Genomic DNA, 16,776 nt, shown 5'->3' with positions numbered 1-16,776 from the left:
TAAGGCGCCCGCGCCATGTACCGGTCCGAGTTCCTTCAGACGCTCGCCGCGCGCGGGCATATCCACCAGCTGACGGATGCGGAAGCCCTCGACGCGGCAGCGGCTGCGCCCGGCCTCGTCGCCTATGTCGGGTACGACTGCACGGCGCCCTCGCTCCATGTCGGCAATCTCGCAACCATCATGCTCCTGCGCCGCCTCCAGCAGTGCGGCGGCCGGCCGATCGTGCTCTTGGGCGGCGGGACCACGAAGATCGGCGACCCCTCGGGCAAGGACAGCGCGCGCCGGCTGCTCGACGATACCGAGATCGCGGCCAACAAGGCCTCGATCCGCACCGTCTTCGAGCGCTTTCTCGCCTTCGGCGACGGGCCGTCGGGGGCCTTGATGGTGGACAACGCCGAGTGGCTCGACGGGCTCGCCTACATTCCCTTCCTGCGCGACTATGGCCGCCACCTCTCGGTCAACCGGATGCTGGCGCAGGATTCGGTGCGCCTGCGGCTCGAGCGCGAGCAGCCGCTCTCCTTCCTCGAGTTCAACTACATGGTGCTCCAGGCCTACGACTTCGTCGAGCTCGCCCGGCGCCACGGCTGCCGGCTGCAGATGGGCGGCTCGGACCAGTGGGGGAACATCGTCCAGGGGATCGACCTCGGCCGCCGCGTCGGCTGCCCCGACCTCCTCGGCCTCACCACCCCGCTCATCACCACGGCCGATGGCGCGAAGATGGGCAAGACGGCCGCAGGCGCCGTGTGGCTCAACCCCGACCAGCTCTCCGACTGGGACTACTGGCAGTTCTGGCGCAACACCGATGACCGCGACGTCGGCCGCTTCCTGCGCCTGTTCACCGACCTTCCGCTCGACGAGATCGCCCGGCTGGAGGCGCTCGAGGGCGCCGAGCGCAACGTCGCCAAGGTGGCGCTGGCCAATGCCGCCACCGCGCTCTGCCGGGGGCCGGAGGCCGCCGCCCGCGCCGAAGCGACAGCGCGTGCCACCTTCGGCGAGGGCGGTGCCGGGGAGGGTCTCCCCGAGGCGCGAGTCGTCTTTCCCGTTGGCGTCATCGACGCGCTGACGGCGACGGGGCTTGCCGCCTCGCGCGGCGAGGCCCGGCGCAAGCTTGCCGAAGGGGCGGTCCGGTTCGAGGGGCAGGTGGTGACCGATGCCGAGGCGCGCCTCCCCCACCCCGGCCGCCTCAGCCTCGGCCGCAAGCGGCACGCGCGCCTGGTTCCGGCCTGAGCCTCAGCGGCGGCCGGGCGCCAGCGCCTTCTCGATGGCGGCAGCCCGCGCCGGGTCCCTCGGCACCCCCTCGCCGCGCCTGTAGGCATCGGCAAGCGCAAGCCGGGCTGGGGCGTGCCCGCGCCGGGCTGCGCGGAGATACCAGGCGGCGGCCACCGCCGGGTCGGGCGGCACGCCGAGGCCGCGGGCGGCCATCACCCCGAGGAGCGTCTCGGCATCCGGGTCTTGTCTCAGGGCCAGCGGCCGAAGCAGCGCCTGCGCCCGCGGCCAGTCCTTCGCTTCCCACGCCGCAACCACTGCGGCCTTCGCCGCCGGGTCGGGCTGCGCCATGCCGGCACCGGCCGGGCCGGCGAGAAGGAGCAGCGCGAGCGGCACCAGAGATCGCATCGTCGCGCGCCTAGTCGCCCCCTCAGCCGCTGTGCAAGGTGCGTACGGCCGAATCCCGGTCGAAGAGATAGAGGAGGAGGCGCGCCGCTTCGCCCCGCGGGCTCCTGAGCGCGGGATCCTCGGCCAGCAGCAGCCGCGCATCGGCATCGGCGGCGGCAATCAGCCGCGCCGCCTGCTCGTCGGTTGCGATGCGGAAGCCGGGCTCGCCGGCCTGCCGGGTTCCGAGCAGCTCGCCGGGCCCGCGGAGCTTCAGATCCGCCTCGGCAATCGCGAAGCCGTCGTCGGTCGCGCGCAGCATCCGCAGCCGTTCCTTCGCGGTCTCGGAGAGATTGGCGCCTGCCAGCAGGAGGCAGACCGACTTCTCGCCCCCGCGGCCCACGCGGCCGCGCAGCTGGTGAAGCTGGGCAAGGCCGAAGCGCTCCGCGGCCTCGATGACGATGAGGGTCGCTTCCGGCACGTCCACCCCCACCTCGATGACCGTCGTGGCAACCAGGAGCTGCGCCTCGCCTGCCACGAACCGGGCGAGCGCGGCCTCGCGCGCCGGGCCCGGCATCCGCCCGTGGACCAGCTCCACCGCCTCGCCGAAGCGGGCGCGCAGCATCGCTGCCCGGCTGACGGCCGCTGCCTGCTCGCCGTCCGGCTCGGCGCCCTCCCCGCCGTCATCCACCAGCGGGCACACCCAGTAGGCGCGGCGGCCGGCTGCCAGGTGCCGGCCGAGGCCGGCCAGCACCTCCTCCAGCCGCGCCATGGCGATGACCCGCGTGTCGATGGGCTGGCGGCCGGGCGGGCGCTCGTCGAGCACCGAGACATCCATCGCCCCGTGGCGGGCGAGCGCCAGGGTCCGCGGGATGGGGGTGGCTGTCATCACGAGGAGGTGCGGCGGCTGCGCGGCCTTCCGCTGGAGGAGGAGCCGCTGCGCCACGCCGAAGCGGTGCTGCTCGTCGATGACGGCCAGCCCGAGGTCGCGATAGGCGACGCCCTCCTGGAAGAGGGCATGGGTGCCGACGAGCACGTCGATGGCGCCGGCGGCGAGATCGGCGCGCAGCGCCTCGCGGGCGCGCCCCTTCTCCCGGCCCGAGAGGAAGCCGATCCGGACGGGCAGGCCCGCGAACAGCCGCTCAAGGGTGGCGAGATGCTGGCGGGCGAGGAGCTCGGTCGGCGCAAGAAAGGCGCCCTGCACCCCGGCCTCGACCGCCTCGGCAAGCGCAAGCGCCGCAACCAGCGTCTTGCCCGAGCCGACGTCGCCCTGGAGGAGGCGGAGCATGGCCTCGGGTCTTGCCATGTCGGCGAGGATCTCGGCGACCGCGCGCTCCTGGGCGGCAGTCGGCGCGAAGCCGAGGCGGGCGAGCACTTCCCGGCGGAGCCGGCCTGCGCTCCGGAGCGCCCGGCTCGGCCGCCGCCGCATGCGGGCGCGCACCAGGCCCCAGGCGAGCTGGCCAGCGAAAAGCTCGTCGTGCGCCAGCCGGTCGCGGGCAAGGACGGCCCCGGGGTTCGCATGGGCGGCCCGCAGGGCCGCGGCAAAGCCGGGCCAGCCGCGGTCGGCGAGAAGGCCCGGGGCAATCCACTCGGGGATCGGCGGCAGTGCGGCAAGCGCCGCCCGTGCGGCTTCCGCGCGCATCCGGCGGGTCAGGCCCTCGGTCAGCGGATAGACGGGCTCCACGCCATCGGCGTCTCCCAGAGGGGCGTCGAGCGGGGCGCCGGGCGGAAGGGGTGCCACCTGGTCGGGGTGGGCCATCTGGAGCATGCCGTTCCAGCTCTCGAGCTGGCCGTCGATGCGATACCTGCCGCCCACCCGCAGCCGCGCGAGCAGGCGGTTCGCCTGGCCGCCGAAGAAGAGGATGGCGAGCGGCTGGCCGGCGGCATCGAGCGCGGCCGCGCGCGCCGGCGCCCGCCCGTGGGCCTCGCGGCGCTGGACCACCTCGACGGCAACCGCAATCCGCTCGCCAGGCGCAGCCTCGGCAAGCGTTGCGACGCATCGCGTCCGCCGGAAGCCGGTCGGCAGCGCAAGGAGAACATCGACGACCCGCTCGAGGCCGAGCTTCGCAAGCCGCTGGGCCACGCGCGGGCCCACCCCGGGCAATCTCGTCACATCAGCGAACAGGGGATTGAGGAGCTCCGGGCGCACGCCTATGGCCTAGCCGGGTTGGCGGCGGCCGGGCAAACGGCTGGCCGCCGTTTCGTCTTGGACCTGGCCGATGGATGCAGCCCTTCGCGAGTTCCGCCTCAAGCGCGCGCGCTGGCGCGCCACCCACCGCGGCACCAAGGAGGCCGACCTTCTCGTCGGCGGATTTGCCGAGCGCTACCTCGAGGGCATGAGCGAGGCCGAGCTCGGCTGGTTCGAGACGCTGCTCGAGGAGCAGGACGTGGACATCCTCGCCTGGGCCTTCGGCACGGCCGCCCCGCCGCCCGACCTCGACGGGCCGATGATGGCGCGGCTGCGCGCCCGCGACTACATCGCCCTTCCCGGATGAGCTCCCCCGACCCGCTGCAGGGCCTTGCACGGGCCCGGGCGCCGCTGACCGTCTCGGGCCTGCCGCGCGGCCTTCTTCCCTGGGCCCTTGCCGACCTGGCCCGCACGGCGCACGCGGGCGGCGGCCGGGCGGTGTTCGTGGCCGCGGACGAGGCCGGCGCCCGCGCGATTGCCGATGCCGCGCCCGTCTTCGCCCCCGAGCTTCGCATCCACGTGCTGCCGGGCTGGGACTGTCTCCCCTACGACCGCGCCTCGCCCGGCCATGCGGTCGTCGCCGAGCGGATGGCCGCGCTCGCCGCCCTCCTCGCCCCGCCGGCCGGGCCCGAACTGCTGGTCGCGACCGTCTCGGCGGCAACCCAGCGCCTGCTCCCGCGCCCGGTGCTGGCCGGCCTGGTGCGGGAGATCCGCACCGGCGACCGCCTGCCGCTCGAGGCGCTCGTCGCCGACCTCGGGCGTCTCGGCTTCGTCCGCACCGACACGGTGGCGGACCACGGGGAGTTCGCGGTGCGCGGCGGCCTCGTCGACCTGATGCCGCCGGGATGCGACCGGGTGCTCCGGCTCGACTTCTTCGGCGACGAGGTGGAGGCCATCCGCGAGGTGGACCCGGCGAGCCAGCGCACCACCGGCCGGCGCAGCGGGTTCCGCCTGCTGCCGGTCTCGGAGCTGCTGCTCGATGCCGAGCGGATCCGCCGGTTCCGCCAGCGCTGGCTCGAGCGGTTCGGGGCCGCGGCAAGCCACGACCCGCTCTACCAGGCGCTGAGCGAGGGCCGGCGGATCGCCGGCGCCGACCATGTGCTGCCGCTTGCCGAGGAGCGGCTGGAGACGCTGTTCGACTGGCTCGGCGCGTCGGACCTGGTGCTGGCCGACTCCGGCGCCGAGGCGGCAGCAGCCGAGCGCTTCGAGGCGATTGCCGACTATCACCAGAACCGGGTGGCGGCCCTTGCCGCGCCCCCGGGCCGCACGCTCGGCAAGGGGGCGGTCTACCGGCCGCTCCCGCCCGAGGCCCTCTACCTCACGCCCGGGGAATGGGCCGAGCGGCAGGCCGCCCACCCCGTCCACCGCGCAAGCGCCTTCGAGGGCGAGGCGCCCGACTTCGGCGGCCTGCCGGCGCGCGACTTCGCGGCCGACCGGGTCGCGGCCGAGGCTTCGGGCACGAGCCTCTACGCGGCGCTGGCTGCCCGCCTTGCCCGGGCGCGCGCGGAAGGGGCCCGCGTGGTGCTTGCGGCCTTCTCGGAAGGAAGCCGGGAGCGGCTTCTCGGCCTGCTCGCGGAAGCCGGCGTGCCCGGGCTCGCGCCGGCCGCGGGCTGGCAGGAAGCACTCGGTGCGGCCGCGCAAGGTCAGACGCCGGCGCTCGTGCTGCCGCTCGAGCACGGCTTCCGGAGGACTCTTGCGGATGGCAGCCGCCTCGAGCTCTGGACCGAGGCGGACATGCTGGGCGACCGGCTGGTGCCCCGCCGGCGCAGGGCGAAGGCAGCCGATGCCTTCCTGAAGGAGCTCCGGGTGCTGAGCCCGGGCGAGCTCGTCGTCCACGAGGAGCACGGGATCGGCCGCTACCTCGGGCTGCAGACGATCACCGCGGCCGGCAACCCGCACGATACGGTGGCGCTGGAGTATGCCGGAGGCGACCGGCTCTACGTGCCGGTCGAGAACCTCGACGTGCTCTCGCGCTACGGCGCCGACTCCGAAGGCGTTGCGCTCGACCGGCTGGGGGGCACCGCCTGGGCCAGCCGCAAGGCGCGGATGAAGGAGCGGATCCGCGAAATCGCCCAAGACCTGCTGCGCGTGGCCGCCGCGCGCGCAACCCGCCCCGCCGACGTGCTGGTGGCCGACCAGGGCGCCTATGCCGCCTTCGTCGACCGCTTCCCCTGGGCCGAGACGGACGATCAGCTCCGGGCAACCGCCGACGTGCTCGCCGACCTCGCCGCCGGCCGGCCGATGGACCGGCTGGTGTGCGGCGACGTGGGCTTCGGGAAGACCGAGGTGGCGCTGCGGGCCGCCTTCGCAGCCGCCATCGCCGGTGCGCAGGTCGCTGTCGTCTGTCCGACGACGCTGCTCGCGCGGCAGCATTACGAGACCTTCCGCGAGCGGTTCCGCGGCTTTCCGCTCAAGGTGGGCCGGCTCTCGCGCCTCGTTGGCGCAGCCGAGGCGAAGGCCACGCGCGACGGGCTTGCCGACGGCACGATCGACGTGGTGGTCGGCACCCACGCGCTGCTGGCCAAGGGCGTCACCTTCCGGCGGCTCGGCCTCGTGGTGGTGGACGAGGAGCAGCGCTTCGGCGTGGCCCACAAGGAGCGGCTGAAGGCGCTCCGGCACGACGTCCACGTGCTGACGCTGACGGCGACCCCCATCCCGCGCACGCTGCAGATGGCGCTCTCGGGCCTGCGCGAGCTTTCGGTCATCGCCACGCCGCCCGTCGACCGGCTCGCGGTGCGCACGACGGTCGGCCCGTTCGATCCCGTCGTCCTGCGCGAGGCGCTGCTGCGCGAACACCACCGCGGCGGGCAGAGCTTCGTCGTGGTCCCGCGGATCGCCGACCTTCCCGAGATGGAGGCGCTGCTCCGCGAGGCCGTGCCCGAGGTCAGGTTCGTCACCGCCCATGGCCAGATGGCGGCCGGCGAGATCGAGGAGCGGATGACCGCCTTCTACGAGCACCGCTACGACGTGCTCCTTGCCACCACCATCGTCGAGAGCGGGCTCGACATTCCGAACGCCAACACGCTCGTGGTGGTGCGCGCCGACATGTTCGGGCTGGCCCAGCTCTACCAGCTGCGCGGCCGGGTGGGGCGTGCCAAGCGGCGCGCCTTCGCGCTCTTCATGACGCCCGCCGACGGCACGCTGACGCCTGCCGCCGAGAAGCGGCTGCAGGTGCTCTCGGGGCTCGATTCGCTCGGCGCCGGCTTCGAGCTCGCCAGCCACGACCTCGACCAGCGCGGGGCGGGCAACCTGCTCGGCGACGAGCAGTCGGGCCACATCCGCGAGGTGGGCTTCGAACTCTACCAGGCGATGCTGGAGGACGCGATCGTCGCCGCCAAGGCGGAGGCGAGCGGCCTCAAGCCCCCGGAAGACCCGCTCTCGCCCGCCATCACGACGGATGCGCCGGTCCTCATCCCCGAGAGCTACGTGCCAGACCTTGCCGTGCGCATGGCGCTCTACCGGCGCGCAGCGGAGCTTGCCGATGCCGCGGCCATCGAGGCCTTCGCCGCCGAGCTCATCGACCGGTTCGGCAAGCTCCCGCCCGAGACCGCGAACCTCCTGAAGGCGGTGGAAGCGAAGCAGGCCGCGCGCCGGGCCGGGGTCGTGAGGCTCGAGGCGGGGCCGAAGGGCCTGCTCGTGACCTTCGCGCCCACCGGCTTTCCGGCGCCCGACCGGCTGGTCCGCTGGATCGAGGCGCAGAAGGGAGCAGCGCGCCTGCGGCCCGACCAGAAGCTGTTCCTTGCCCGCGAACTTCCCACCCCCGGCCATCGCCTGGCCGGCGCGCTTGCCATGGCGCGGGCGCTTGCGAAGCTGGCCGAAGCGTCTGCCAACCCGGCGGCTGCGCCCTCCCCTCCTTCCCGGCCCGCCTCGCCTCCACCCGCTTCCGCCCGGCCGCCGCTCAAGGTGGGGAGCTTCCGGGCCCGGCGATGACCGGCTTCCGCCGCACCGTCCTTACCGTCGCGCTGCTCAACCTTGCCTGGTTCGCCGTCGAGCTGGTTGCGGCGCTCCGCATCGGCTCGGTCTCGCTGCTTGCCGACAGCGCCGACTTCCTCGAGGACGCGAGCGTCAACCTCCTGATCGCGGTGGCGGCCGGCTGGTCGGCGCGGGCACGGGCGCGCGTGGGCATGGGCCTCGCGCTCCTCATGCTCGTGCCTGCCGCCGGCTTCCTCTGGACTCTCGTCGGCCAGCTGCGCGCGCCCCAGGTGCCCCACGCCGTCACCCTCTCGGCCGTCGGCGCAGGGGCCCTTCTCGTCAACCTCGGCTGCGCCTTCCTGCTCGCCCGCTGGCGCCGGGCCGAGGGAAGCCTCGCGCGCGCGGCCTTCCTCTCCGCCCGCAACGACGCGCTCGCCAACCTCGCCATCATCGCCGCAGCCGGCCTGACGGCACTTCGCCCCTCCATCTGGCCCGACATCGTGGTCGGGGTCGGCATCGCGATCCTCAACCTCGATGCCGCGCGCCAGGTCCTGGCCGCCGCGCGCGCCGAGGCGAAGGCCGCGCCCTGACCTTCCCCAAATTGCCGACTGGCGTTCGCCGACGAGGCAACTAGAAGGAGCGGCATGACGGCTTCCGCGGAGCGCCCGCTCGTCGACGGCTTCGGCCGGCGCATCACCTACGTGCGCCTGTCGGTCACCGACCGCTGCGACTTCCGCTGCACCTACTGCATGCCGCTCGACCAGAGCTTCTCGCCCCGAAGCGAGGTGCTCACGCTCGAGGAGCTGCAGGCGGTGGCCGAGGCCTTCATCGCCCGCGGCGTCACCCGGATCCGCCTGACCGGCGGCGAGCCGCTGGTCCGGCGGGACGTGATGACGCTGGTCCGCGCCATCGGCCGCCACCTCGGCCGCGGCCTCGGGGAGCTCACCCTCACCACCAACGGCAGCCAGCTTGCCCGCTTCGCCCAGGGCCTGTTCGAAGCCGGCATCCGCCGGGTGAACGTGAGCCTCGACAGCCTCGACCCCGAGCGGTTCGCAGCGATCACGCGGCGGGGACGTCTTGCTCCCGTGCTCGAGGGCATCGCTGCCGCGGCCGCCGCCGGCCTCCGGGTCAAGATCAACATGGTGGCACTCAAGGGCCTCAACGAAGACGAAATCCTGCCGATGGCCGCCTGGTGCGCGGAACGCGGGTTCGACCTCACCTTCATCGAGACCATGCCGCTCGGGCTTGTGGAGGAGGACCGGACCGACCGCTACCTGCCCCTGACGGAGGTGCGGCGCCTTCTCGAGACGCGCTACACGCTCGTGCCGACCCCGGAGCGCACCGGCGGGCCCGCGCGCTACGTGCGGGTGGCCGAGACGGGCCAGAAGCTCGGCTTCATCACGCCGCTCACCCACAACTTCTGCGAAAGCTGCAACCGCGTGCGCGTCACGGCCACCGGAACGCTCTTCATGTGCCTCGGCCAGGAAGACCGGGTGGAGCTCCGCGACCTGCTCCGGAGCGGCGGCCCGGCCGCGCTCGATGCCGCGCTCGACCGCGCCATGGCACTGAAGCCGCGCGGCCACGACTTCGTGATCGAGCGCCGGAACGCGCCGCCGGCGGTCTCACGCACCATGTCGGTCACCGGCGGCTGAGCGAAACGCTTGCGCGCCGCGCTTGCCGTCTCCGACACGCCGCTCGCGCGCGCGGCCGAGGCCGAGCTCCGCGCGCGCCACGCCTTCGTGCCGCTCGCGCAGGCCGAGGTCATCGTCGCGCTCGGCGGCGACGGGTTCCTGCTCGCCCTTCTCCACCGCCTGCTCGATGACGGCGTCTCGCTTCCGGTCTACGGGATGAACCGCGGCACCGTCGGCTTCCTCATGAACCACTGGTCGCCCGAGCGGCTGCCCGAGCGGCTCGCCGAAGCGCGCGGCTTTGCGCTGCGGCCGCTCACGATGACGGCCACGACCCAGGCCGGCGAGACCGTCGTCTCGCCCGCGTTCAACGAGGTCTCGCTGCTGCGCGAGACGCGGCAGGCCGCCCGCATCGAAATCGCGATCGACGGCAAGGTGCGCATGGAGGAGCTCGCCTGCGACGGCGTGCTGGTGGCCACCCCGGCCGGCTCGACCGCCTACAACCTCTCCGTCAACGGGCCGATCCTCCCGCTCGAGTCGGACCTTCTTGCGCTCACGGCCATCTCGCCCTTCCGGCCGCGCCGCTGGCACGGCGCGCTCATCCCGAACCGCGCGGTCGTCGAGTTCCGGATCCTCGAGGCCGAGCGCCGCCCCGTCTCGGCGGTTGCCGACCAGGTCGAGGTGCGCGACGTGACCCACGTGCGCGTGGCGACCGACTTCGGCCGGTCGCTCGAACTCCTGTTCGACCCCGACTATGCGCTCGACGACAGGATCTTTGCCGAGCAGTTCCTGACCTGAGGGAGGATGAGAATGGTCTACGTGCGCGAGGATGTGGCGAACTTCCTGAACCTTCTTGCCGCCAACCCGCAGCCGCAGATGCACGAGGTGGACCCGCCGACGGCGCGCGAGATGTACCGGCAGATGACGGCGGTGGCCGAGCGGCCGGCACCCCCGCTCGCGCGCCGGGAGGACATCTCCGTCCCCGGCCCGGCCGGGCCGGTCCCGGCGCGACTCTACCAGGCCGAGGCCCCCTCCGCCCCGGCACCGGCGCTTGTCTACTTCCACGGCGGCGGCTGGGTCATCGGCGACCTCGAGACCCACGACTCGCTCTGCGCCGAGATCGCGCTCCGGCTTGGCATGACGGTGGTGGCCGTCGACTACCGCCTCGCGCCCGAGACGCGCTTTCCCGGCGCCACGGAAGACTGCCTTGCCGCCGCGCGCTGGGTGGCCGGCTCGCCGCCGGTCCTCGGCCATGCCGTGACCGGCCTCGTGCTCGCCGGCGACTCGGCGGGCGGCAACCTCGCCGCGGCCGTCGCGCGCGAGACCGCCCGCGAGCTGCCGCTCCTTGCCCAGTGGCTCATCTACCCGGGCGTGGACATGGCGGCCTCGGGCGGCAGCCTCGAGGCATTCGCCGAGGGCTATCTGCTCACGGCCGAGGGCATGCTCTGGTTCATGAGCCACTACCAGCCGGTGCCCGACCACCCCTGGGCGAGCCCGCTGCGCGCGGCCGAATGGGACGGCCTGCCCCCGGCCCTCGTCTTCACCTGCGGTCTCGATCCCTTGCGCGACCAGGGCCGGGCCTATGCCGCCCGCCTCATCGAGACCGGCCACCGCGTGTTCTACCGCGAGGCCGCCGGCCAGATCCACGGCGCCATGACGCTCCGCGGCGGCATCCCCTCGGCGCAGGCCGACCTCGAGGGCCAGATCGCCGACCTCAGGGCCCTCATCGCATGAACCTGCCCTACCGGCCCGGCGTGGGGGTGATGCTGCTCGACCCGGCGAACCGCGTGTTCGTCGGCCAGCGGCTCGATTCGGTGGTCGAGGCCTGGCAGATGCCCCAGGGAGGCATCGACGACGGCGAGGACCCCTATGCCGCGGCGCTGCGCGAGCTCGAGGAGGAGACCGGGATCAGCCCTCCCCTCACCCGCCTCCTTGCCGAGACGCCCGGCTGGCTCACCTACGATCTCCCGCCCGAGCTCATGGGCCGGATCTGGGGCGGCAGGTATCGCGGCCAGCGGCAGAAGTGGTTCGCCCTCCGCTTCCTCGGCACCGACGCCGACGTGAACATCGCAACAGCCCACCCCGAGTTCCGCGCATGGCAGTGGGTGGAGCCCCAGCGGCTGCCAGAGCTCATCGTGCCCTTCAAGCGCGCGCTCTACGCCGACCTCGTGCGCCATTTCGCGCCCGTCCTCGGGCTATCGGCCCGCGCGGGCCCCTAGATGAGACCGGCGAGCGGGCTCGAGGGGTCGGCGTAGCGGCGCGGCTGCATCCGCCCCGCGAGATAGGCATCGCGCCCCGCCTCGACGGCGGCCTTCATGGCCCGCGCCATCCTGACCGGGTCCTTCGCCTCGGCAATCGCCGTGTTCATGAGTACGCCGTCGCAGCCGAGCTCCATGGCGATCGCGGCGTCCGAGGCGGTGCCGACGCCGGCGTCGACCAGCACCGGCACCTTTGCCTGCTCGACGATGAGGCGGATGTTGACCCGGTTCTGGATGCCGAGGCCCGAGCCGATCGGGGCGCCGAGCGGCATCACCGCGCAAGCCCCCGCCTCTTCCAGGCGCCTGGCGACCACCGGGTCGTCGGAGGTGTAGACCATCACGTCGAACCCTTCCTTCACCAGCACTTCGGTTGCGCGGAGGGTCTCGATGACGTCGGGAAAGAGCGTCTTCGGGTCGGCCAGCACCTCGAGCTTGACGAGCGTCCACCCCCCCGCCTCGCGCGCGAGCCGAAGCGTGCGCAGCGCTTCCTCGGCAGTGAAGCAGCCCGCCGTGTTGGGGAGGTAGGTCACGCGCGCCGGGTCGATGAAGTCGGTGAGGCGCGGCTGGGCGGGGTCGGAGAGGTTCACCCGCCGCACCGCGACCGTGACGATCTCGGCGCCCGAGGCCTCGACGGCCGCCGCGTTCAGCGCATAGTCCCGGTACTTGCCGGTGCCGACGATGAGCCGCGAGCGGAAACGCCTGCCGGCCACCTCCCAGCCCTCGTCCGCCGCCGGCGCCCCGCCCGCCCCGCCGCCGACGAAGTGGACGATCTCGACCCTGTCGCCCGCCTCGAGGGTGACGTCGGCCCAGCGGCTCTGCGGCACGATCTCGAGGTTGCGCTCGACGGCAACCCGGCCCGGCGCCAGCGCGAGGAGATCGACGAGCGCGGCGACCGTCGAGCCGGCCGGAACCCGCCGCGGTGCGCCATTGACTTCGATGGTGATTTCCATGGGTGGCGTCTGTAAGGGCGCGCGGGGTGCGCCTCAACGCTTCAAAGGGGAGGTCCGGTGTCCCTCGTCTTCGTCCTCAACGGCCCGAACCTGAACCGCCTCGGCCGGCGCGAGCCCGGGATCTACGGGACGGAGACGCTCGATTCCCTCATGGCGCGGCTTCATGCGCGCGCCGAGGCGCTGGGCCTTGCGCTCGATGCCCGGCAGTCGAACCACGAGGGCCATCTCGTCGACTGGCTGCACGAGGCGGACGACCGGGGCGCGCTCGCCGTGCTGCTCAACGCGGGCGCCTTCACCCACAGCTCGATCGCGATCCGCGACGCGATCCTCGCCATCTCGACGCCCGTCATCGAGGTGCATCTCTCGAACCCGGCCGCGCGCGAGCCCTTCCGCCATGTGAGCCATGTCGCGCCGGTCGCCCGCGGGGTCATCCAGGGGTTCGGCGCGCTCTCCTACCTGCTTGCGCTGGACGCGGCTGCGGCAATGCGGCAAGGACAGCCGTGATGACCGAGACAGCGAAGCCCGCGACGGGGGGCGGCATGCGGGTCGAGCTCGAGCTGGTGCGCGAACTCGCCCGGCTCCTCGACGAGACCAACCTGACCGAGATCGAGGTGCACGACGGCGACCGGGCCATCCGCGTGGCGCGCGGCGGCACGCTTGCCGTGACTGCCGGCCCCGCGCCCGCCACCCCTGCCCCGCCCGCGCCCCCCCCCGCACCGGCCGAGACCTCTGCACCACCGCCCTCCGACCACCCCGGCCTCGTCCGCTCGCCGATGGTGGGCACTGCCTACCTCTCCCCCGAGCCCGGCGCGCCGCCGTTCGTCACCGTCGGCAAGACCGTTGCCAAGGGGGACACGCTCCTCATCGTCGAGGCGATGAAGGTGATGAACCCCATCACCGCCCCGCGCGCCGGAACGGTGAAGGCCGTCCTCGTCGAGAACGAGCAGCCCGTCGAGTATGACCAGCCGCTCGTGATCGTCGAGTAGGCGTTCGCGCGCACATGTTCGGGAAGATCCTGATCGCCAACCGGGGCGAGATCGCGCTCAGGGTGCACCGGGCCGCGCACGACCTCGGCATCCGCACGGTGGCCGTCCACTCCACGGCAGACGCCAGCGCCAAGCACGTGAAGCTTGCCGACGAGGCGATCTGCATCGGCCCGCCGCCCGCGCGCGACAGCTACCTCAACATCCCGAACATCATCGCGGCGGCCGAGATCTCGAACGCGGATGCCATCCACCCGGGCTACGGCTTCCTCTCGGAGAACGCGCGGTTTGCCGAGATCGTCGCCGAGCACCGGATCGGCTGGATCGGCCCCGAGCCTGCCCACATCCGCATGATGGGCGACAAGGTGGAGGCCAAGCGCGCCGCCGCCCGGCTCGGGCTGCCGCTCGTGCCCGGCTCCGATGGCCCGGTCACCAGCCTTGCCGAGGCGCGCCGGGTGGCGGCCGACATCGGCTACCCCGTGCTGGTCAAGGCAGCCGCCGGCGGGGGCGGCCGGGGCATGAAGGTGGTGCCGACGGCCGATGACCTCGAGACGGCGCTGGCCCAGGCGCGCAGCGAAGCAAAGGCCGCCTTCGGCGACGACACGGTCTATCTCGAGAAATATCTGCTGAACCCCCGCCATATCGAGTTCCAGATCTTCGGCGACGGCCGGGGCAACGCCATCCACCTCGGCGAGCGCGACTGCTCGCTCCAGCGCCGGCACCAGAAGGTGCTGGAGGAAGCGCCCTCCCCGGTCCTCTCCGAGGCAGACCGGCAGGCCATGGGCGCGCGCTGCGCAACCGCCATGGCCGAGCTTGGCTACCGGGGCGCCGGCACGATCGAGTTCCTCTGGGAGGATGGCGCCTTCTACTTCATCGAGATGAACACCCGCCTCCAGGTCGAGCACCCGGTGACCGAGATGGTGACGGGGCTTGACCTCGTGCGCGAGCAGATCCGCGTGGCGGCCGGCCTCCCGCTCTCGATGCGGCAGGAGGAGGTCCGCATGAACGGCCACGCCATCGAGTGCCGGATCAACGCCGAGGACCCCGAGACCTTCGCGCCCGCGCCCGGCCTCGTCACCGAATTCCACGCCCCGGGCGGCATGGGGGTGCGGATCGACAGCGCGCTCTACAGCGGCTACCGCGTGCCACCGCACTACGACAGCCTGGTCGCCAAGCTCATCGTCTGGGGCGCAACGCGCGAGGAAGCGCGCATGCGGATGCGCCGGGCGCTCGAGGAGACGGTCATCAGCGGCATCCGGACGACGATCCCGCTCCACCAGCGGCTGATGGCCGAGCCCGACTTCATCGCCGGGGACTACTCGATCAAGTGGCTGGAGGCCTGGCTGCGGGAGGGGCCGTCCGCGTCATGAACCCGCCGCCCAGCAGGCGCGTGCCGGCGTAGCAGACCGCGGCCTGCCCCGGCGCCACGCCGAACTGCGGTTCGGGAAAGACGAGGCGGGCGGGCTCTCCGGTGGATCCGGGCGGCACGAGCCGTGCAGGCACCAGCGGCGCGAGCGAACGCAGCTTGACGTCCACCTCAAGCCCTTCGGGTGGGATGGGCGGGCCCAGCCAGTTGAGGGCCTCGAGCCACACATCGCCCACGGCGAGCGCGGCCCGGGGCCCGACGACCACGCGGTTCGCCTCCGGCTCGAGGCGGACGACGTAGAGCGGCTCGGCACGACCGCCGATGGCAAGCCCGCGCCGCTGGCCCACGGTAAAGCCGACGATGCCCTCGTGGCGGCCCACGACGCGCCCCTCGAGGTCGACGATGTCGCCCGGCCGGTCGGCTGCGGGCCGGAGCTTGCGCACCACCGCCCGGTAGTCGCCGCCGGGGACGAAGCAGATGTCCTGGCTGTCGGGCTTGGCTGCAACCCGCAGGCCGAAGTGGTGGGCGAGCGCCCGGGTCTCGGCCTTGGCCAGGCCACCCAGCGGAAAGCCGAGCCGGTCGAGCTGCGCGGCCGTCGTGGAGACGAGGAAGTAGCTCTGGTCCTTCGCGAGGTCAGCCCCGCGATGCAGCTCCGGGCCGTCCGGGCCCTCCACGCGCGCGACATAATGGCCGGTGAGCAGCCGATCGGCCCCGAGGTCGTCGGCCACGGCGACGAGATCGCGAAACTTCACCGTCTGGTTGCAGCTGATGCAGGGCACCGGGGTTCGGCCGGCCAGATAGGAGTCGGCAAAGGCCTCCATCACCTCGGCGCGGAAGGCCGACTGGTAGTCGAGCACATAGTGGGGGATGCCGAGCCGGTCGGCGACGGCGCGGGCATCGGCAATGTCGGTGCCGGCGCAGCAGGCGCCTTCCCGGCTGGGCGCGTCGGGCGCGTCGGACAGGCGCATGGTGACGCCGATCGTTTCGCAGCCGCGCGCAACCGCAAGCGCTGCCACGACGCTCGAGTCGACTCCGCCCGACATGGCGACGACGACGCGCGCGCCCGGCGGCGGAAGGACCGCGAGGGCCATCGCCAGTGCCCGCTCCGGCCTTTCGTCGCGGTCGCGCGCAACAACGGGCATGACAGAAGTTTGCAGTTCGTTCACGCTGAATGGGCTAACCTTCAGAGCAGGTCGGCTCAAGACCGGCACAACTGTGCCGTTCCTGCGACCGACGGCGTCGCGTTCGGGCGAGTCGGAACGCTCGGCGGCTGGCGGAGCAGATGGGGAGGCGGACTCGTGCCGACAACCCCTTGCCGCGATGCAGCTGGGCACCCCGGCCACTCCCGCCCGGGCGCAGGCTGAAACCGACTGCGCGGAGGTACGCGACATGACGACACATCATCGTGGCGAGGTGAAGGACTGGCAGGCGATTCGACGCCCCGTTGCAGACAGGGACGCAGGAGCCCGCGACGACGCCCCCCATGATGGCGGCCGGCCGGCCTGGGTTCCAGGACCGGGGGGCTCGCGGATCACGCTCGCCGACCTGCCGCCGCCCAACACCACGCGCTGGGTGGTTCGCCGCAAGGCCGAGGTGCTGGCAGCCGTGAACGGCGGCCTTCTCACGGCGAGCGAGGCCTGCGCCCGCTACGGGCTCTCGCCCGAGGAGCTCGAACTCTGGCAGCAGGCGGTGGACCGCGCTGGCGTTCCCGGCCTGCGGGTCACGCGAATCCAGCTCTACCGCGAACTCGACCGGGTCAAGCCGAAGCTGAACGGATCCGCGCCGCGGCCGTCTCTACAGGCGTAACGCCGGACCCCCCGGAGACGACCCGGAGACGACGACCCGGAGACATGGCATGATGGGACGCATCGGCGGCAACGACCCCGCCACCCCCACTGTCG

Annotated in this window: 15 protein-coding genes and 1 pseudogene; 12 read left to right on the top strand and 4 right to left on the bottom strand. The window is 73.1% G+C overall.

Features of this window, described 5'->3' with window-relative positions; translation table 11 throughout:
• Positions 1-15 precede the first annotated feature (15 nt).
• Positions 16-1,227, top strand: coding sequence for a tyrosine--tRNA ligase (tyrS, locus tag H3H34_RS03245; RefSeq protein ID WP_194743787.1), 1,212 nt, complete (start codon positions 16-18; stop codon positions 1,225-1,227).
• Between the two features lie 3 nt (positions 1,228-1,230).
• On the opposite strand, the gene H3H34_RS03240 is transcribed toward tyrS, so the two are convergent.
• Together H3H34_RS03240 and recG are read right to left on the bottom strand one after the other, a co-directional pair.
• Positions 1,231-1,614: a tetratricopeptide repeat protein gene (locus H3H34_RS03240; RefSeq protein WP_194743786.1), complete on the bottom strand. Its 384-nt coding sequence runs from the start codon at positions 1,612-1,614 to the stop codon at positions 1,231-1,233.
• A gap of 22 nt (positions 1,615-1,636) precedes the next feature.
• Positions 1,637-3,739, bottom strand: a complete 2,103-nt coding sequence (gene recG / locus H3H34_RS03235; protein ID WP_194743785.1) for an ATP-dependent DNA helicase RecG — start codon at positions 3,737-3,739, stop codon at positions 1,637-1,639.
• 70 nt (positions 3,740-3,809) lie between these two features.
• Between recG and H3H34_RS03230 the strand changes: the two genes are divergently transcribed.
• Genes H3H34_RS03230 through H3H34_RS03200 form a run of 7 tightly spaced genes read left to right on the top strand, consistent with a single transcriptional unit; the run spans position 3,810 to position 11,537 of the window.
• A complete protein-coding gene (locus H3H34_RS03230; protein WP_194743784.1) occupies positions 3,810-4,085 on the top strand; it encodes an FAD assembly factor SdhE in 276 nt (91 codons plus the stop codon).
• Positions 4,082-7,708 (top strand): transcription-repair coupling factor, encoded by a 3,627-nt coding sequence (mfd, locus tag H3H34_RS03225; protein ID WP_194743783.1) that lies wholly within the window; start codon positions 4,082-4,084, stop codon positions 7,706-7,708. Before H3H34_RS03230 ends, mfd begins: the two co-directional genes overlap by 4 nt.
• Positions 7,705-8,280, top strand: coding sequence for a cation transporter (locus tag H3H34_RS03220; protein WP_194743782.1), 576 nt, complete (start codon positions 7,705-7,707; stop codon positions 8,278-8,280). Before mfd ends, H3H34_RS03220 begins: the two co-directional genes overlap by 4 nt.
• 54 nt (positions 8,281-8,334) lie before the next feature.
• Positions 8,335-9,342, top strand: a complete 1,008-nt coding sequence (gene moaA / locus H3H34_RS03215) for a GTP 3',8-cyclase MoaA (protein WP_194743781.1) — start codon at positions 8,335-8,337, stop codon at positions 9,340-9,342.
• Between the two features lie 9 nt (positions 9,343-9,351).
• The gene (locus tag H3H34_RS03210) at positions 9,352-10,116 is read left to right on the top strand and encodes an NAD kinase (protein ID WP_194743780.1); all 765 of its coding nucleotides are present in this window, start codon (positions 9,352-9,354) and stop codon (positions 10,114-10,116) included.
• 12 nt (positions 10,117-10,128) lie between these two features.
• Positions 10,129-11,052 (top strand): alpha/beta hydrolase, encoded by a 924-nt coding sequence (locus H3H34_RS03205; RefSeq protein WP_328831095.1) that lies wholly within the window; start codon positions 10,129-10,131, stop codon positions 11,050-11,052.
• Positions 11,049-11,537, top strand: a complete 489-nt coding sequence (locus H3H34_RS03200) for an RNA pyrophosphohydrolase (RefSeq protein ID WP_194743778.1) — start codon at positions 11,049-11,051, stop codon at positions 11,535-11,537. The genes H3H34_RS03205 and H3H34_RS03200 overlap by 4 nt, the downstream gene beginning before the upstream one ends.
• On the opposite strand, the gene thiS is transcribed toward H3H34_RS03200, so the two are convergent.
• The gene (thiS, locus tag H3H34_RS03195; protein ID WP_194743777.1) at positions 11,534-12,526 is read right to left on the bottom strand and encodes a sulfur carrier protein ThiS; all 993 of its coding nucleotides are present in this window, start codon (positions 12,524-12,526) and stop codon (positions 11,534-11,536) included. The genes H3H34_RS03200 and thiS overlap by 4 nt on opposite strands.
• A gap of 57 nt (positions 12,527-12,583) precedes the next feature.
• Here thiS and aroQ point away from each other — a divergent pair, with 57 nt between their 5' ends.
• From aroQ to accC, 3 genes are read left to right on the top strand one after another with little or no spacing between them, the layout of a single operon-like run.
• Positions 12,584-13,030: a type II 3-dehydroquinate dehydratase gene (gene aroQ / locus H3H34_RS03190; RefSeq protein WP_194743776.1), complete on the top strand. Its 447-nt coding sequence runs from the start codon at positions 12,584-12,586 to the stop codon at positions 13,028-13,030.
• A complete protein-coding gene (gene accB, locus H3H34_RS03185; RefSeq protein ID WP_235945255.1) occupies positions 13,030-13,512 on the top strand; it encodes an acetyl-CoA carboxylase biotin carboxyl carrier protein in 483 nt (160 codons plus the stop codon). The genes aroQ and accB overlap by 1 nt, the downstream gene beginning before the upstream one ends.
• Positions 13,513-13,526: 14 nt before the next feature.
• Positions 13,527-14,879, top strand: a complete 1,353-nt coding sequence (gene accC, locus H3H34_RS03180) for an acetyl-CoA carboxylase biotin carboxylase subunit (protein WP_194743775.1) — start codon at positions 13,527-13,529, stop codon at positions 14,877-14,879.
• Here accC and mnmA read toward each other — a convergent pair.
• Positions 14,833-15,966, bottom strand: coding sequence for a tRNA 2-thiouridine(34) synthase MnmA (mnmA, locus tag H3H34_RS03175; RefSeq protein ID WP_194744095.1), 1,134 nt, complete (start codon positions 15,964-15,966; stop codon positions 14,833-14,835). The genes accC and mnmA overlap by 47 nt on opposite strands.
• Before the next feature lie 403 nt (positions 15,967-16,369).
• On the opposite strand from mnmA, the pseudogene sciP reads away from it, so the two are divergent.
• A pseudogene (gene sciP, locus H3H34_RS03170) lies at positions 16,370-16,681 on the top strand (CtrA inhibitor SciP); the annotation flags it as partial.
• Between the last annotated feature and the right edge of the window lie 95 nt (positions 16,682-16,776).

This window comes from Thermaurantiacus tibetensis (assembly GCF_015354055.1).
Taxonomy (GTDB): domain Bacteria; phylum Pseudomonadota; class Alphaproteobacteria; order Sphingomonadales; family Sphingomonadaceae; genus Thermaurantiacus; species Thermaurantiacus tibetensis.
This window is presented reverse-complemented; position numbering and strand designations above follow the sequence as displayed.

Excerpts from the sequence above, each read along its gene's own strand:
- tyrS (WP_194743787.1), top strand. The coding sequence starts at position 16 with ATGTACCGGTCCGAGTTCCTTCAGACGCTCGCCGCGCGCGGGCATATC.
- moaA (WP_194743781.1), top strand. The coding sequence starts at position 8,335 with ATGACGGCTTCCGCGGAGCGCCCGCTCGTCGACGGCTTCGGCCGGCGC.
- thiS (WP_194743777.1), bottom strand. The coding sequence starts at position 12,526 with ATGGAAATCACCATCGAAGTCAATGGCGCACCGCGGCGGGTTCCGGCC.
- H3H34_RS03220 (WP_194743782.1), top strand. The coding sequence starts at position 7,705 with ATGACCGGCTTCCGCCGCACCGTCCTTACCGTCGCGCTGCTCAACCTT.
- mfd (WP_194743783.1), top strand. The coding sequence starts at position 4,082 with ATGAGCTCCCCCGACCCGCTGCAGGGCCTTGCACGGGCCCGGGCGCCG.
- H3H34_RS03230 (WP_194743784.1), top strand. The coding sequence starts at position 3,810 with ATGGATGCAGCCCTTCGCGAGTTCCGCCTCAAGCGCGCGCGCTGGCGC.
- H3H34_RS03200 (WP_194743778.1), top strand. The coding sequence starts at position 11,049 with ATGAACCTGCCCTACCGGCCCGGCGTGGGGGTGATGCTGCTCGACCCG.
- accB (WP_235945255.1), top strand. The coding sequence starts at position 13,030 with ATGACCGAGACAGCGAAGCCCGCGACGGGGGGCGGCATGCGGGTCGAG.
- mnmA (WP_194744095.1), bottom strand. The coding sequence starts at position 15,966 with ATGGCCCTCGCGGTCCTTCCGCCGCCGGGCGCGCGCGTCGTCGTCGCC.
- H3H34_RS03240 (WP_194743786.1), bottom strand. The coding sequence starts at position 1,614 with ATGCGATCTCTGGTGCCGCTCGCGCTGCTCCTTCTCGCCGGCCCGGCC.
- H3H34_RS03205 (WP_328831095.1), top strand. The coding sequence starts at position 10,129 with ATGGTCTACGTGCGCGAGGATGTGGCGAACTTCCTGAACCTTCTTGCC.
- accC (WP_194743775.1), top strand. The coding sequence starts at position 13,527 with ATGTTCGGGAAGATCCTGATCGCCAACCGGGGCGAGATCGCGCTCAGG.